This is a genomic window from Chryseobacterium sp. CP-77 (assembly GCF_036362765.1).
GTDB classification, from domain to species: domain Bacteria; phylum Bacteroidota; class Bacteroidia; order Flavobacteriales; family Weeksellaceae; genus Chryseobacterium; species Chryseobacterium cupriresistens.
The window spans coordinates 2569643-2584529 of record NZ_CP143637.1 but is presented as its reverse complement, the minus strand read 5'-3'; the positions used below and the strand labels follow the sequence as shown (position 1 = coordinate 2584529).

At 36.7% G+C, this 14887-nt stretch carries 16 protein-coding genes; 4 read left to right on the top strand and 12 right to left on the bottom strand.

Annotation, left to right across the window (positions count from 1 at the left end):
- Positions 1 to 9 precede the first annotated feature (9 nt).
- Positions 10 to 1767: a signal peptide peptidase SppA gene (gene sppA, locus V0410_RS11480; protein WP_330743089.1), complete on the top strand. Its 1758-nt coding sequence runs from the start codon at positions 10 to 12 to the stop codon at positions 1765 to 1767.
- A gap of 77 nt (positions 1768 to 1844) precedes the next feature.
- Here the strand turns inward: sppA and V0410_RS11475 are convergent, their stop codons facing one another.
- The 7 genes from V0410_RS11475 to rpmB form a co-directional block, all read right to left on the bottom strand.
- Positions 1845 to 2105 (bottom strand): GlsB/YeaQ/YmgE family stress response membrane protein, encoded by a 261-nt coding sequence (locus V0410_RS11475; RefSeq protein WP_034694983.1) that lies wholly within the window; start codon positions 2103 to 2105, stop codon positions 1845 to 1847.
- Positions 2106 to 2177: 72 nt separating this feature from the next.
- The gene (gene ftsY, locus V0410_RS11470) at positions 2178 to 3131 is read right to left on the bottom strand and encodes a signal recognition particle-docking protein FtsY (protein WP_076595870.1); all 954 of its coding nucleotides are present in this window, start codon (positions 3129 to 3131) and stop codon (positions 2178 to 2180) included.
- A gap of 15 nt (positions 3132 to 3146) precedes the next feature.
- On the bottom strand, positions 3147 to 3614 hold the full coding sequence (locus V0410_RS11465) for a RidA family protein (RefSeq protein ID WP_330743083.1): 468 nt from the start codon (positions 3612 to 3614) through the stop codon (positions 3147 to 3149).
- Between the two features lie 156 nt (positions 3615 to 3770).
- Complete coding sequence (locus tag V0410_RS11460; RefSeq protein WP_330743081.1) at positions 3771 to 4727, bottom strand: MBL fold metallo-hydrolase; 957 nt, start codon at positions 4725 to 4727, stop codon at positions 3771 to 3773.
- 81 nt (positions 4728 to 4808) lie between these two features.
- Positions 4809 to 4961, bottom strand: coding sequence for a DUF4295 domain-containing protein (locus V0410_RS11455; RefSeq protein ID WP_002976755.1), 153 nt, complete (start codon positions 4959 to 4961; stop codon positions 4809 to 4811).
- Between the two features lie 20 nt (positions 4962 to 4981).
- Positions 4982 to 5164, bottom strand: coding sequence for a 50S ribosomal protein L33 (gene rpmG / locus V0410_RS11450; protein WP_002976756.1), 183 nt, complete (start codon positions 5162 to 5164; stop codon positions 4982 to 4984).
- A gap of 6 nt (positions 5165 to 5170) precedes the next feature.
- Positions 5171 to 5413 carry a 50S ribosomal protein L28 gene (gene rpmB / locus V0410_RS11445; protein WP_002976757.1) on the bottom strand — a complete coding sequence of 81 codons (243 nt, stop codon included), beginning with the start codon at positions 5411 to 5413 and terminating at the stop codon, positions 5171 to 5173.
- Positions 5414 to 5656: 243 nt separating this feature from the next.
- Here rpmB and V0410_RS11440 point away from each other — a divergent pair, with 243 nt between their 5' ends.
- On the top strand, positions 5657 to 7366 hold the full coding sequence (locus V0410_RS11440) for a T9SS type A sorting domain-containing protein (RefSeq protein WP_330742964.1): 1710 nt from the start codon (positions 5657 to 5659) through the stop codon (positions 7364 to 7366).
- 136 nt (positions 7367 to 7502) lie between these two features.
- On the opposite strand, the gene lnt is transcribed toward V0410_RS11440, so the two are convergent.
- Entirely contained in the window at positions 7503 to 9137 is a 1635-nt protein-coding gene (lnt, locus tag V0410_RS11435; protein ID WP_330742963.1) for an apolipoprotein N-acyltransferase, read from the bottom strand.
- A gap of 56 nt (positions 9138 to 9193) precedes the next feature.
- Here lnt and V0410_RS11430 point away from each other — a divergent pair, with 56 nt between their 5' ends.
- Positions 9194 to 9607: a VanZ family protein gene (locus V0410_RS11430; protein WP_110008037.1), complete on the top strand. Its 414-nt coding sequence runs from the start codon at positions 9194 to 9196 to the stop codon at positions 9605 to 9607.
- Here V0410_RS11430 and proC read toward each other — a convergent pair.
- The gene (proC, locus tag V0410_RS11425; protein ID WP_330742962.1) at positions 9597 to 10400 is read right to left on the bottom strand and encodes a pyrroline-5-carboxylate reductase; all 804 of its coding nucleotides are present in this window, start codon (positions 10398 to 10400) and stop codon (positions 9597 to 9599) included. The genes V0410_RS11430 and proC overlap by 11 nt on opposite strands.
- A gap of 502 nt (positions 10401 to 10902) precedes the next feature.
- Here proC and V0410_RS11420 point away from each other — a divergent pair.
- Entirely contained in the window at positions 10903 to 11937 is a 1035-nt protein-coding gene (locus V0410_RS11420) for an IS110 family transposase (RefSeq protein ID WP_330742961.1), read from the top strand.
- Between the two features lie 211 nt (positions 11938 to 12148).
- Here the strand turns inward: V0410_RS11420 and murB are convergent, their stop codons facing one another.
- From murB to V0410_RS11405, 3 genes are read right to left on the bottom strand one after another with little or no spacing between them, the layout of a single operon-like run.
- Positions 12149 to 13162: a UDP-N-acetylmuramate dehydrogenase gene (gene murB, locus V0410_RS11415; protein ID WP_330742960.1), complete on the bottom strand. Its 1014-nt coding sequence runs from the start codon at positions 13160 to 13162 to the stop codon at positions 12149 to 12151.
- A gap of 4 nt (positions 13163 to 13166) precedes the next feature.
- Positions 13167 to 13652: a hypothetical protein gene (locus V0410_RS11410; protein ID WP_330742959.1), complete on the bottom strand. Its 486-nt coding sequence runs from the start codon at positions 13650 to 13652 to the stop codon at positions 13167 to 13169.
- A 10-nt stretch (positions 13653 to 13662) separates the two neighbouring features.
- Complete coding sequence (locus V0410_RS11405) at positions 13663 to 14868, bottom strand: pyridoxal phosphate-dependent aminotransferase (RefSeq protein WP_330742958.1); 1206 nt, start codon at positions 14866 to 14868, stop codon at positions 13663 to 13665.
- Positions 14869 to 14887 lie beyond the last annotated feature (19 nt).

The window sequence follows — 14887 nt, the reverse complement described above, 5'->3', positions numbered from 1 at the left end:
GATTGATTTATGAGAAGTTTCTTCAAAAATGTTTTGGCAAATATAGTCGCAATTATCATACTTTGCGCTCTATTTTTCATCTTTTTCATCATGATGCTTGTGTTCAGTGCAATGGGGAATGATAAGTCGGTGGCGGTGAAAAAGAACTCAGTTCTTACGATTAATTTAAAGACCAATATAATCGATAGTCCTACCGAAGAAGAGATGGGATTATTCGGGATAGGTGCCCAAAATAAAAGTATTCTTATATATGATGCATTAGAGGCTATCAACAAAGCAAAAACGGATGATAATATTAAAGGAATCAGTATAGAAGCCGATGACTTGTCTGCAGGCCTTACGCAGATTGATGATCTTAGAAATGCTATTGAGGATTTCAAAAAAAGCGGAAAGTTTGTATACGCTTATGGAAACGGAGTATCACAGTCTGCTTATTATTTAGGATCTGTTGCTGATCAATATTATCTGCATCCGGCAGGAATGATCGAATTAAAAGGTCTTTCTACTGAGGTTACTTTCTTCAAAGATTTTGCAGATAAATACGGAATCGGAATCGAAGTAATCCGTCATGGTAAATTCAAGTCTGCGGTAGAACCTTTTTTAAGAAATGATATTTCTCCTGAAAATAAAGAACAGTTAAGCACTCTTTTGAATGATCTTTGGAAAAATACATCCAATAAAATGGCGGCTTCAAGAAAAATTGATACTGCTCAGTTCAGAACAATTACAGACAGCTTATACGGAATGATTCCTGAGCAGAGTTTACAATATAAACTTGCGGATAAGCTGATCCAGAAATCCGAATATGAAGATCTTCTGAAAGCGAAGCTCAATGTAAAGGATAAAGAAAAGCTGAACAAGATTTCTTTAACAAGTTATATCAATTCTTATGCGGATGAAGATAAATCGGGTGAAAAGATTGCAGTGCTTTATGCTTCAGGATCTATTAATAACGGAGATGAATACAATGATATTCATTCCGAGAAATATGTGAAGTACATCAAAAAACTTCAGGAGGATGATAAAGTGAAAGCGGTTGTGTTCAGAATCAACTCTCCGGGAGGAAGTGCCAATGCTTCAGATGAAATTTTATTTGAATTACAGCAGCTGAAAAAGAAAAAGCCACTGATCGTTTCTTTTGGAGACTATGCTGCATCAGGAGGATATTATGTAGCAATGGCTGCAGATAAAATTTATTCGGAACCTAATACACTTACCGGTTCTATCGGAGTCTTCGGGGTGATGCCTTACTATAAAGGTATTGCTGCTAAAAACGGAATTCGTGCGGATATTGTTTCTACCAATGCCAACTCTATGTATTATTCCGGATTAAACGGAGTGACCCCTTACGGAGTCAATATGATGACAAGAAGTGTAGAAGGTACCTATAAGAGATTTGTTCATTTTGTAACTCAGAACAGAAAGAAAACTTTTGAACAGATTGATAATGTAGGAGGCGGTAGAGTATGGAGTGGTGTTCGTGCCAAGCAAATTGGATTGGTGGATGAATTGGGTACTTTAACTGATGCTGTGAAATTTGCCGCTCAGAAAGCAGGAATGAAATCTTACCACGTAGAGGCTTTCCCTAAGAGAATGACCCCGTTTGAACAAATCTTTAAAGACCTGAATGAGGAAGATGTTTCGGCACGAATTATTAAAAATAAGATAGGGAAGTCCAACTATGAGATTTTGCAGCAGATCACAAACAAAAAGCTACAGTCTGAGGTGAAAATGGAAATGCCTTATCAGATCAGAATCAACAACTAACTAAATTTTATATTGTATACAAAAATCCCGGACCTGAAATTTCAGATCCGGGATTTTATTTTTTATCAGCGTTACTATCAGCTTTTCTTTGTTGCCATTCCATAAATCCAGAGAATGATTAAAGCTCCTCCGATGGAGAGAATCCAGCTTCTCGGATTCCAGAATGAAGTAACATCTCCCCAGTGTAAAACGTAAACTCCTATAGCTCCTCCTACAAATGCTCCCAGAATTCCAAGGATGATAGTGATAAGCCATCCTCCTCCCTGAGTTCCAGGCATGATCATTTTAGCGATAGCACCTGCAATAAGACCGAATAAGATCCATGTAATAATTCCCATAGTTGCAAATTTTTTTATTGTTAATATTTTAAAAATGATTTGTTACTAATATAAGGGAAAACATGATATAAATCATCTTTTCTTGAAGAATGAGTCTACAAATTCCGTACCATTAAAAAGTTGTAAATCCTGCATTTTTTCGCCTACACCAATATACTTCACCGGAATCTGGAACTGATCGGAGATACCGATAACAACACCTCCTTTGGCTGTTCCGTCCAGTTTTGTTACTGCCAAAGCGTTTACTTCTGTTGCTGCTGTAAATTGTTTTGCCTGTTCGAAAGCATTCTGCCCTGTAGAGCCGTCAAGTACCAATAAAATTTCATGAGGTGCATCAGGAATCACTTTCTGCATCACTCTTTTGATCTTGGAAAGCTCGTTCATCAGGTTGATCTTGTTGTGAAGTCTTCCTGCAGTATCGATGATGACAACATCTGCATTTTGAGCTACAGCACTTTGTACCGTATCAAAAGCTACAGACGCAGGATCCGATCCCATTTCCTGTTTTATAATGGGAACACCCACTCTTTCGCTCCAGATAACAAGCTGGTCAACGGCAGCCGCTCTAAAGGTATCTGCAGCTCCAAGAACTACTTTTTTACCTTCCGATTTGAACTGATGAGCCAGTTTTCCGATGGTTGTTGTTTTTCCCACTCCATTTACTCCTACTACCATAATGACATATGGTTTTTTGGAAGTATCTATATTTCCCGTACCGGCATGTGGATTTTCAAGCAATAATCCCGAAATTTCTTCACGGAGAATTTTGTCAAGTTCGTTAACGCCTACATATTTATCTCTGGCAACACGTTCTTCAATTCTTTCAATAATTTTGATAGTGGTAGAGGCACCTACATCGGAAGCAATCAATACTTCCTCTAGATCATCCAGAACTTCATCATCTACTTTGCTTTTACCGACTACGGCTTTCGTCATTTTTTCAAAGAATCCCTGGCTGGATTTTTCCAATCCTTTATCTAAGGTTTCCTTTTCTTCCTTTTTGAAAATATTTTTAAACCAACTCATAGTTTTAGTTTATTCTTATTTATTTTTAATCACTGCTGTGGCTTCTACTTCTATCAACACATCATCTCTGAAAAGCCTGCTCACTTCTACAAGGCTGCTTACGGGAGGATTCTGAAGATTGACATACAAATCCCTTACTTTTCTGAAATCAGGTGTTTTTTTGATGTCTGTGGTGTAGATGACCAGTTTGATAATATCTTTTCCTGTACCTTCATATTCTTTCAGGATGTTTTCAATATTTTTGAAAACCTGCTGGGTCTGCTCTTCAATCGTATTTCCCACAAGATTGCCTTCCGTGTCCAGAGGAACCTGTCCGGATAGCAAAATCATTCTGGAATTTCCGCAATCAATGCTTACCGATTGAGATAATCCTTTTATGCTGAAAACTTTCGGCGAACTTTTATATTCTACAGTATTCATTGTTTTCTGACTGAATGAAAATAAAAAAGTTGCTGTGCAGGCCAGAACAAGTATCTTTTTCATACTTTACTGATTAATAATCTGGTGAGCAAAGATAGCAAAAAAACTACCCAAAACAGGAGTTGTTTTTTTATATGTAAACAAAGTCTTTATTATTTTTATCTCCTGATATTCAGCAGCAGGGTTTTTATTACAGTCTGATCAGGACACTGATTGCCTTTATAAGTCAAATTCGTCTCCCAGGCGTGCTATATTAAAACCTTTTTCAATAACCTGTTTACTCTGTCTGCTATCCGGATTTAAAATTTTATTGGTATGGTTAAAATGGATAAAGAAAATTCTTTTTTTATATTCAGGCGACAGGCTTTTAAACAGTTCCATACTCTCCACAACAAAAGGATGCGGGATATCCTCAATATTTCTGTAGCCGATTTCTTCCGAATCATAAAATGTACCGTCCAGAAATGCATAATCTACTGTTTTTATGAGATCTGTAATATGGTATTTCCACTTATTCCATTTATCTATATCCGGAATGAATAACGCTTTTTTATGAGGTCCTTTAATAAGGAAACCCACTGTTTCCGAATATTCATCACGGTGAGGAACCTGTATAGGAGTGACCTCTAAATGAGAGTTTACCTTTATTGGTGTTTCATTTTGCATCTCATAGGGAATAATATTATTCAAACGGACCAGCTGGGACCATGGCCCACTGGTTTCAAAGAACTTTTTAAGCCTTGGCATGCTATAGACGGGAACATCCTTGGAATTCATACCTTCTTTTCCTAAAAACATAAGACCTGTATAATGTCCGATATGGGCATGGGTAATAAATATACCATCAGGCACGGCTTTCTTTGGATCGGCTGAATGCTCCATCAGGAATTGCAGCTGCTGAGTGAAATCCGGGGTGGCATCGAAGATATAATTTTTCTGCACCTCTTTGTCGATGACTCCCAGAGAAGATACTTTTCTGTCGGGCCGGGGATGTTTCCAGAGATCCACACAGCATTCTTTACGGCATCCGATCTGAGGAGAGCCGGCATCCTGTACATTTCCCAAAATAATAATTTTTACTTTCTCTGTAGAGCTTCTTTTATTCTGAAGGGTTTGAGAATGATAGGAAGGCGCGGTGAATAGTATGGCTGAAAATAAAATAAAGAATTGCTTCATAATGTGTTTTTTATGAAACGAATATAACAAAAAAACTACTCAAAAAATGAGTAGTTTTTTATATTGTAAACAAAGTACTGATTATTTTTTTAAATAACCATCTACTTCATCAGCATTCATTACTTTTTCTTCGAAAACGTAAGCTCCTGATTTAGAAGACTTAACCATTTTCACCACTTTAGTCATCTTCTTAGACTGACCGCTTTGTAGGGTTGCTACTACTTTCTTTGCCATGGTAAGTTATTATTTATAAATTACTTAATTTCTTTGTGAATGGTAGATCTCTTAAGAACAGGATTGTATTTTTTCAATTCCAATCTTTCTGTAGTGTTCTTTTTATTTTTTGTAGAAATGTATCTTGACATTCCTGGCATACCACTTTCTTTGTGCTCTGTACATTCAAGGATTACTTGAACTCTGTTTCCTTTTTTTGCCATGATTTATTAATTCTTTTTAATCAATCCGTTTCTAGTAGCTCTTTCAATAGCTTCCTCGATTCCAATCTTGTTAATCACTCTCAATCCATGAGCTGATACTTTCAGTGTAACGTGCTTATCTTGCTCCGGAAGGTAAAACTTCTTCTCTAATAAGTTAATTTCAAAACGACGCTTCGTTTTGTTATTAGCGTGAGAAACGTTGTTACCAACCATTGCACGCTTTCCTGTTATTTGGCAAATTCTTGACATATCTCGATGTTCTTATTTGTATAATATTTGAGAGTGCAAAATAACGAAGAATTTTTTAGATAGACAAATCTTTTGGAAAATATTTGCAAATAAGTGGCTGATTAATAATATTGAATTTTTAAAATAGCAGAATCCTTGGGATACAGCAGATAATCAGTGCTGATATATTTCATACAGCCTTTTTTTCACCCGGAAAATTTAATATTCTATCTTTGTTTTTAATTAATCTAAATAAAAACAATTATGAAGAGGATCTATATTTTATGTTCTATGGTACCAGTCAGCATCATGGCTCAGAATTTTACTGAAGTACAGACTAGTATGAATGATTTTTATTATTCTGCTGCTGATATTGCAGATATAGACAACAACGGTACGCTGGATATTGTACTCAACGGAGCGATAGATGCTGATGGCGATGGAAATGTGGACAGTACGTATAATGAAGTATATCAGAACAATGGAACAACATTATTACCGTTTGCAGGGTTGGGAGCAGATGTGACCCATCTGGGAGATATTAAATTCATTGATTATAATAATGACGGGTTATGGGATATTATTTCTACAGGGCTCAGCTATATGGATGTTGTTAATTATAAGCAATACCGCTTCAAAAACACCGGGTCAGGATTTGTAAAAGAAGCGGAGCTGCCGGGAAAAATTTATGGATCCCTGGAAGTTTTTGATTTTAATCATGACGGAAAGCCTGATTATGCCCTTAATGGAACTCAATACGCTCACGGAGGAGGTTTTGGAAATAGTCTGGATTATTACAAAAATACGGGCACCGGTTTTGATCTTACAGAAAACTGGGTAGATGGAACCCAGAGCGGGAGCTTTAAAGTGGTAGATCTTAACAATGATAATCTTCTGGATCTTGTGATTATCGGATCAGACATCAACGGAGATGCTATATCCAAAGTATACATGAACCAGACAGGAGTTCTGACTCCAACACAGGATCTTGCGCCTGTCTCAGTGGGGAAAATAGATTTTGCAGATTTTAATGCTGATGGATTTCAGGATATCGTGGTGATTGGAAGAGATGTCAACGATGATGCCTATTCTGCTGTTTTAATGAATGATGGTACCGGAGCATTAACTCCTCATATAATTCAAGCAGGCGATATTTCTGATGTTGCACTAAGTGTCGGAGATTTAAATAATGACGGCTATTACGACTTTATTATTTCAGGAAATGAAAATTATAATGCTGTAGTGAAAACCTATATCTATGATGTTTCCAATCATACATTCAATGAAGGAACTGTAACGGGAATTACTGCCCTTGGAGGTCCCGGGCTGGTACAGCTTTTTGATTTTAATAATGATCATCATCCGGACATCTTATTGGGTGGATTCGACTGGTCTGCTTCAGATCTGCCTTCACTGACTAAAGTATTTAAAAATAATGCTGCAGAAGCAAACGCTAAACCTACAGCACCAACGCAACTGAATCTTACTAAAAACGGAAACCGTTTCAATTTTACATGGAGTGGTGCTTCTGATGATAAAACTCCGGTGAATGCATTACGTTATGAGATCTCGGTAGGAACAGCGCAGGGAGCCCATGATATTGCGAAATATGTGGTAACGACACCATCATGGTTTCTTGAACTTGATCCTGCTGTCCAGAATGTATACTGGAGTGTGAAATCAATTGATGCTGCAAAAGTATATTCTGACGCTTCTGCACAAAGTGTGTTGGGAACAGCGGAAATCAAATCTGAAAAGCAGCTTGTTATCTATCCGAACCCTGTGTCCGATAAAGTCTATATCAAAGGAGAAAAAGTTTCAGAAGCTGAAATGTATTCGATGGACGGAAGAAAACTGAATATCAGTATCAATGGAGATCAGTCTATTGATGTTGCTCATTTGCCTAAAGGAGTTTATTTACTAAAACTGAAGATAAAAAACGAAATAACCACCAGGAAACTTACGATTAAGTAATTGAATCAATTCTATCTTCTATCAATGAGAAAAGCCAGACGTCCAGCTGGCTTTTCTCTTTTTTATGGAACAAAATCTGTATGATCTGCAGATCTTGTGTTATTCGTGCGTAAATTTGTGCAATTAGTGTTTAAAACTAAGCTTTCTTTGTTTTCTTTTTGAACCATTCAATCAGATAGTAAAACAATAAAAATCCTAATGCAAATATGGAAAATCTTGAAAGAAGATCTCCTGCTCTTGTATAAAATGTCATTGTATCATACAGGTTTACCTTTGCGAATAAGGCTGTCTGGTCACCATAAAAAGTATCGGCTGTGATCTCTCCTTTAGCATTGATATGCGCTGAAATTCCGCTGTTCGCAGCACGGGCAATTTCTCTTCTGGTTTCAATAGCCCTCAGTTTGGCATAAGATAGAAGCTGTTTATGTCCCTCTGTAACGCCCCACCATGAGTCGTTGGTCATAATACCTAAAAAGTTAGCTCCTTTTTTTACATAGTCTGTTACAAATTCACCATAGATGCTTTCATAGCAAATAATCGGAGCCATTTTTCCTTTATTGTAAGGATTTGAAAAGGCAACTCTTTCTTTATCTGTTCCCAGAGAGGCTACTGTTCCTCCCAGATTCAGCATGGCATCTCCCAATAATGGTTTTAAAACATTCATATAAGGAAATATTTCAACACCTGGCACCAGCTTTCCTTTATGATAAGCCTGTACTTTTTGACCGGGAACCAATTGAATGGCAGTGTTATAACTGCTCACCCAAACACCACTATTAATCTGATATGCTTCTTTAGGTAAGCCGGCAGGATTATAAAAGAATCGGTGTGAAGAAATTCCTGTAGCAAAAACAGATCCGGGATGATTTGATAAAAATCCTTTGATATTGTTTAAAAGTAAACTCTTTTCAAAACCTGTTTCGGAAATGGATCCTCTTCCCGGAAGAGCGGTTTCCGGGGCGATATAATAATCAATCTTGCCTGTCGAGTTTTTTTCAGCAAGCGCTAATAAATCCTGTTCTATGGTCAGACTGTCTTTCGAGTATTTTTCAGCATAAGGATCAAGATCCGGCTGAAGCATCAGAACATTAACCTGTCCGGTTGGCTTTTCATCAAAATTGTTATACCTGATTACTGAAATAATCATTGGCAGAACAATTAAAGCCGTAACAATAGTGGAGTTTTTGATCAGGTCTTTTCTCTTTCTTCCGGCTTCCCATGTTCTTACAGTATAAAAAATCAGAACATTGATGACAAGAATCCAAAAACTTCCTCCGGTTGCTCCTAAGGTATCATACCATTGGATCAGTTTCGGATAGTCTGAGAATACATTCCCCAGGTTCAGCCATGGCCATGTCAGTTCCCATCCTAAGTGAAACTTTTCAAAACTCATCCAGATGGCAATTAAAAATCCTAATCCCCAATACGTTCCCTGGGCATTTTTGTACCAGTGATAACATTGGAATACCAGAGAATATAAAAGAGAATTGACTAATACAGGGAATAAAACAGCCATCAGTGAGTGGCTTCCATCCGGATTCTTTGAACCATACAGCCATCCTGTAGTGACTACGTTCCAGATGACAAAGCATAGGTAAGATAATCCGAAGACTACCCAGCTTTTCCTTTTATAATCAGAAAATTTTGAAATGCCATGTTCCATCATCAGAAGAGGAACAAGGGCAAAAAATATAAAAAACGGAACCCCATAAGTTGGCCATGAAACCGACAGCAGCATTGCTGAAATAAGTGTAAGCAGAACGTATTTCATTAAATTATTTTAATATACAAATTTAATGTTTTTGAAATGAATATATTAGCAGTTCGATGTTAAAGAAAATTTATACAATCATTATTGTTCCGTATACTCTGTTTTTGCTCTATCTGATGTTCTTGGGAATGGGCAGATTTCAGTATGAGGAAAATCTCATCACGGTAGAACCTGTTTTTTCTACGATTAAATTTATTCAGGGACCCAATAAAACTATAGATATAGTAACCATTGTTTTGGGTAATATTATGATGTTTATTCCTTTTGGATTTCTGGGCTGGGTAATTCCCGGACTGAAAAAGCTGAAACCTCTGATATTTGGTTTTATTTCATGTATTGTTATTGTGGAAGCGCTTCAATATTTTACCAGAATGGGAATATTTGAGGTAGATGATATCCTCCTGAATACTTTCGGGGTATATATAGGATGGTTGCTACGCAGATTTTTGGATAGGAAACTTAACTATTAAGTTCTTTTGCACGCTTTTCGGCGTTCAGAATTCCCTGTTTCAGAATTTCTTTAAAACTGTTTTCTTCAAATGTTTTTAAAGCAGCTTCAGTAGTTCCTCCTTTGGATGCAACATCTTTAATCAGTTCTTCAAGATTTTTTTCCGAATTATTGATCAGATGGTAAGCTCCCAGCATGGTCTGTTTTACAAAAAGTTTGGAAAGGTTTTCTTCAATTCCCATTTCAATGCCGGCTTTAATCATAGCATCAATAATATAATAAAAATAGGCAGGGCCGCTTCCTGACAGAGCTGTAACTCCATCCAGAAGTTCCTCATCCTCCAGATAAACCGATCTTCCTGTGCTGTTTAATAATCTTTCAATATTGATTAACTGGCTGAAAGAAATTCCATTGGCCGCAGTATACCCTGTGATTCCCATTCCCAGAAGGGTAGGAGAGTTCGGCATTGCTCTTACCACAAGCGGATGATTCAGTAATTTCTGGATTTTTTCAATATTGATTCCCGCCATGATGGATAAAATCATCTGGTTTTCTTTGAAAGTAAATTGAATATTTTGGGCAACCGCCTGAAAATCCTGAGGCTTTACTGCAATGATGATCAAATCAGCATCAATATCTTTTACTTCTTCAAAAGTGGAGATTTTGGACTTGGGAAATTCCTCAGCTATTTTGGAGATTTTTTCCTGGCTTCTGATAATAAGATGCAGATGTTCAGGTTTGATCAGTTCGTATTTTAAGAATGATTTCGAAAAAGAAAGTCCCATATTTCCGGCTCCAAGAATAGCTATTTTCATCACAAATTGTAATTTTTAAGCTAAAATAATGATTTTCCGGAGACTATGTATGAATTGATTCTGAATTAATTTTTTGTTGGGTGAGCGCAAAGGAGCAAAAGTTTTAAATAATATGCCGTTTAAAGGCGCGGGAGCATTTCGACTTCGCTCAAATATGAGATTTTCAGCAAGGGTGAGAATGAAATAAGATAAGGTTAATCCTTTTGTAGTACAAAGATCGAACAGTATTAAATGTTATCGAAGATAAAAATCCTCCTATGTTTGTATAAGTTATAATTTTCCTTATCTCAATTATTATCTTAGCAATAAAGTGAATAAGGATGAGAGTTGAATAAAAATCCAATAGTTCAAAGAAACATATTCGGCGCAAGAAATCACCTCATCCTTTTTTATCTTTTAGAGTCAGAACAGAATGTAAGGAATTAAAAACAACTTTTAATATCCAGAATATCCAATTAGGAGAAAAGACGAAGGAAGATTCCTCACTTAAACAGAATAAAATATGAGAGTATTAAAACAAGTGGCAGGTATAGATGTAGCTCAACAAGAATTAGTAGTTACTTTAGGTTTTCTATATGAAGATCAGACTATAAAATTTATAGCTTATAAGGTATTTACAAATACAGATACAGGAATCCAATTATTGATTAATTGGGTTGAAAAACAAATTGTTGAAGGGCTGGAAATTCACTATATTATGGAAGCCACAGGGATTTATCATCAAAAATTTGCTTATTATCTGGCTGACAATAACAAAAATGTCTATATCGTTTTGCCTAATAAAATAAGCAGTTATATAAGAACTCTTGATATTAAAACGATAACTGATAAGAGTTGTTCTCAGGCTATTACTCAGTTCGGTCTTGAAAGAAAATTAAGTGTCTGGAAAAAGCCTGATCAGACTTATAATGAGCTGCAACAGCTGACCAGAGAGCGAGATCAAATTGTTCAGGAGCGGAGTGTAATAAAAAATCAACTCCATGCGGAAACTGTTCAAGCTCGTCCTCATTTAAAAAGTATAGAAAGAATGCAAGCTCGCCTGAATTTACTCAACGCTCAAGAAAAAGAAATAAAGAAAGATATCGATACTATTATCAATACTAATGCTGTAGTAAAACAATCGATAGAACGACTTACAACGATACCTGGAGTTGGTGTTTTAACTGCCGCTACTGTTTTGGGAGAGACCAATGGTTTTGAACTGATTAGAAATAAGTCTCAATTATCAAGTTATGCGGGTTTAGACGTTAGGGAAAAGCAATCTGGAACATCAGTAAAAGGTAAATCACGAATATCCAAAAAAGGAAATAGAAGCTTAAGAAAATGTTTGTTTTTACCTGCTCTAACAATTGTGAAGTGGGATGATAATTTTAAAGAAATTTACATAAGGCTGACCTCAAAACATGGAATAAAAATGAAGGCTCTAGTAGCGATCCAAAGAAAAATATTAGAATTGATCTATATTCTTTTTAAAAATGAAACGGTCTATGACAGTAAGTATAAATCAAAAAATAGCGTGAAAACTGAGATAGTATAGCACGCTACAGAGTCTAGCTCTGGGCCGACTTAAGAAACAAATTTACAAAAAAATAAATTTTATTTGCAGGTTAACACAGAATCTTGCGCCGTAAAATACTAACAAAGAAAATAAAAGATCCTTGCGACTGTGCACTCAACCAACACTTACAGATAATAAGAAATAAAAAAAAGACTGAATTCATACGAATCAGCCTTTATATATTTTTAGATTAAATAATATTCACTTCCCGTTCAAGTTCTATCCCGAACTTTTCCTTTACAGAATTAATGATCTCTGTAGAAAAATCAAAAATTTCTTTTCCTGTAGCATTTCCTGTAGCATTGATGATGACCAGAGACTGCCGTTTGTGTGAAGCTACATTTCCGATCTGCTTCCCTTTCCATCCACATTGCTCAATCAGCCAGCCGGCAGGAACTTTTACCCCATCTCCATTCGGATAACCCTGAATATTTTCAAATTTTTGTTTTAATGCTTCAAACTGAGCTAAAGGGATGGTTGGGTTCTTGAAAAAACTTCCGGCATTTCCAATTTCTTTAGGATCCGGTAATTTGCTTTGACGGATATTGATCACTGCTTTTGAAACATCCTGAATGGTAGGATCTTTAATGCCAAGATTTTCCAGTTCAGATTGGATCGCTCCATATTCGGTTTTGATATGGTGATCTTTTTGGGTTAGTTTAAAAGTAACTTCCAGAATAACATATCTGCCTTTTCCTTCCTGTTTGAAAATAGAGTCCCTGTATCCGAATCTGCATTGTTCAAGATTAAAAGTTCTCAATTCAAGATTCTCCAGGTCCAATACTTCACAGCTTACAAAAATATCTTTGATCTCTGTTCCGTACGCACCGATATTCTGCATCGGAGAAGTTCCTACATTTCCCGGAATTAAAGAAAGATTTTCAAGGCCTCCATAATTTTTTTGCAGGCAGTACATTACAAATTCATGCCAGTTTTCACCTGCTTTTGCGGTTACCCATACCTCATTTTCATTGATGATTTCTTCGGAAATACCTCTTAAATTAAGTCTGATAGCAAGACCATCAAAATTTCTGGTAAGAAGAATATTACTTCCGCCTCCCAGGAACAGAAGCTGAAGATTTTGGGTCTTCGCGAAAATGAGTACCTCTTTTAATTCATCAATAGTATTAACTTCAGTGAAATAACGGGCTTTGGCTTCAACACCAAATGTGTTGTAAGGTTGTAATGAAAAATTTTCCTGCATGTTTTTATTGGTATTCTTTGGGGAGAATTTTGTCTAGTTGTTCTTTAAGTTGCTGTAACTGCTTGTAATGTAAAGTATCTGCATAAGCATTCACATAGATATGTGATTTTTTGGGAGTCCGGATCTGGAAGGTTTCATCTGTTCCGTCTACAGACTGTTGGCTTGGAGAACTTTTGATATGGTCAAGATCTACAATATTGATCGTTGATACCAGCTTTTTCCAGGTTTCGGCATTCATAGCAGATGACCACGCTTTATGGGTTTGATTGGCTGTCATCCCTTGTTCTGCAAAAACAGAATCTTTTGTGGCCTTCACAATTCTGTAGTTTCCCAGATGTCCTCCGATGTCGGATACGCTGATGAAGGTAATCTCGTGTGGATTTTTTTGAGAAACAGATGGCTCTGTCTTTTTGGAATCACAGGAAAAAAATGCCGACAGCAAAAGGATCGAAAACAGGATTTTCAGATGGAATTTTTTTGTTGTCGGCATCAGTATATTTTTACAGACTGAATTCTTCTCTGTACTTCTTTAAAGCTTCTTTAAGAATTTCAGCACTTCTTTTTAAATCTTCTTCTTTCAGTACATAGGCAATTCTTACCTGTTTCTTACCTAATTCAGGATCGCTGTAAAATCCTCCTGCAGGCGCCACCATGATGGTTTCGTTATTAAGAGAATACTTTTCAAGCAGCCACTGGGCAAATTTTTCAGTATCGTCTACCGGAAGTTCTGCAACACAGTAGAAAGCTCCTCTTGGTTTAGGGCAGATCACTCCTGGAATAGCATTTAAAAGATCTACCAATACATTTCTTCTGTGGGTATATTCTTCTCTTACAGCTCTGATGTAAGGGCCGTCATTTTGGTGTGCTGCTGTTGCTGCAATCTGTCCTAAAAGAACCGGGCTTAATCTTGCCTGTGCAAAAAGCATTGCTGCATTGCGGATCTTGTTGGAACGTGTCACCATACACCCGATTCTTACTCCACACATAGAGTAACGCTTGGATTCAGAGTCAATAATGATACAATTTTCAGCTAATTCAGGGAAATCAAGCATTGAGATCTGCTGCTTTCCATCGTATACGTATTCTCTGTATACTTCATCAGAAATGATGACGATATCATATTTCAAAGCGATTTCTGCCAGTTTCTGAAGTTCCTCACGGGTATAAAGATATCCGGTAGGGTTACCAGGGTTACAGATGATGATCGCTCTTGTTTTTTCTGTAATTTTTTTCTCAAATTCTTCAACAGGCGGCAAAGCAAAACCAGTATCAATTGTAGAAGGTACAGCTACTACATTCACATCAAATGTGCTGGTGAAACCATTGTAGTTGGCATAGTAAGGTTCTGGGATAATGACTTCATCACCTTCGTCACATAGAGTAGAGATCGCAAAGTTAAGCGCTTCAGAACCTCCGTTGGTAACAATGAAGTTATCGGGAGTAAGATCTGAGAAGCCTAATGAATGATAATATTTAGTAAGGGCCTTTCTGTATTCTATATTACCTTCAGAAAGAGCATATTCCAATACTTTTAAATCGATGTTCTTTAAAGCATTTAAAGCTGTTTCCGGAGTTTCAATATCAGGCTGTCCGATATTAAGGTGGTATACTTTTATTCCTTTTTGTTTTGCTTGTAACGCAAAAGGAACCAGTTTTCTTACCGGCGATGGCGGCATATGCAGTGCTCTGTTTGAAATATTCGGCATTGTTCAAAAAATTTGTATG

What these genes read in the sequence shown, in the direction of transcription:
- sppA (WP_330743089.1), top strand. Translation starts at nt 10, where the DNA reads ATGAGAAGTTTCTTCAAAAATGTTTTGGCAAATATAGTCGCAATTATC.
- V0410_RS11475 (WP_034694983.1), bottom strand. Translation starts at nt 2,105, where the DNA reads ATGGGAATTATTACATGGATCTTATTCGGTCTTATTGCAGGTGCTATC.
- ftsY (WP_076595870.1), bottom strand. Translation starts at nt 3,131, where the DNA reads ATGAGTTGGTTTAAAAATATTTTCAAAAAGGAAGAAAAGGAAACCTTA.
- V0410_RS11465 (WP_330743083.1), bottom strand. Translation starts at nt 3,614, where the DNA reads ATGAAAAAGATACTTGTTCTGGCCTGCACAGCAACTTTTTTATTTTCA.
- V0410_RS11460 (WP_330743081.1), bottom strand. Translation starts at nt 4,727, where the DNA reads ATGAAGCAATTCTTTATTTTATTTTCAGCCATACTATTCACCGCGCCT.
- V0410_RS11455 (WP_002976755.1), bottom strand. Translation starts at nt 4,961, where the DNA reads ATGGCAAAGAAAGTAGTAGCAACCCTACAAAGCGGTCAGTCTAAGAAG.
- rpmG (WP_002976756.1), bottom strand. Translation starts at nt 5,164, where the DNA reads ATGGCAAAAAAAGGAAACAGAGTTCAAGTAATCCTTGAATGTACAGAG.
- rpmB (WP_002976757.1), bottom strand. Translation starts at nt 5,413, where the DNA reads ATGTCAAGAATTTGCCAAATAACAGGAAAGCGTGCAATGGTTGGTAAC.
- V0410_RS11440 (WP_330742964.1), top strand. Translation starts at nt 5,657, where the DNA reads ATGAAGAGGATCTATATTTTATGTTCTATGGTACCAGTCAGCATCATG.
- lnt (WP_330742963.1), bottom strand. Translation starts at nt 9,137, where the DNA reads ATGAAATACGTTCTGCTTACACTTATTTCAGCAATGCTGCTGTCGGTT.
- V0410_RS11430 (WP_110008037.1), top strand. Translation starts at nt 9,194, where the DNA reads ATGTTAAAGAAAATTTATACAATCATTATTGTTCCGTATACTCTGTTT.
- proC (WP_330742962.1), bottom strand. Translation starts at nt 10,400, where the DNA reads ATGAAAATAGCTATTCTTGGAGCCGGAAATATGGGACTTTCTTTTTCG.
- V0410_RS11420 (WP_330742961.1), top strand. Translation starts at nt 10,903, where the DNA reads ATGAGAGTATTAAAACAAGTGGCAGGTATAGATGTAGCTCAACAAGAA.
- murB (WP_330742960.1), bottom strand. Translation starts at nt 13,162, where the DNA reads ATGCAGGAAAATTTTTCATTACAACCTTACAACACATTTGGTGTTGAA.
- V0410_RS11410 (WP_330742959.1), bottom strand. Translation starts at nt 13,652, where the DNA reads ATGCCGACAACAAAAAAATTCCATCTGAAAATCCTGTTTTCGATCCTT.
- V0410_RS11405 (WP_330742958.1), bottom strand. Translation starts at nt 14,868, where the DNA reads ATGCCGAATATTTCAAACAGAGCACTGCATATGCCGCCATCGCCGGTA.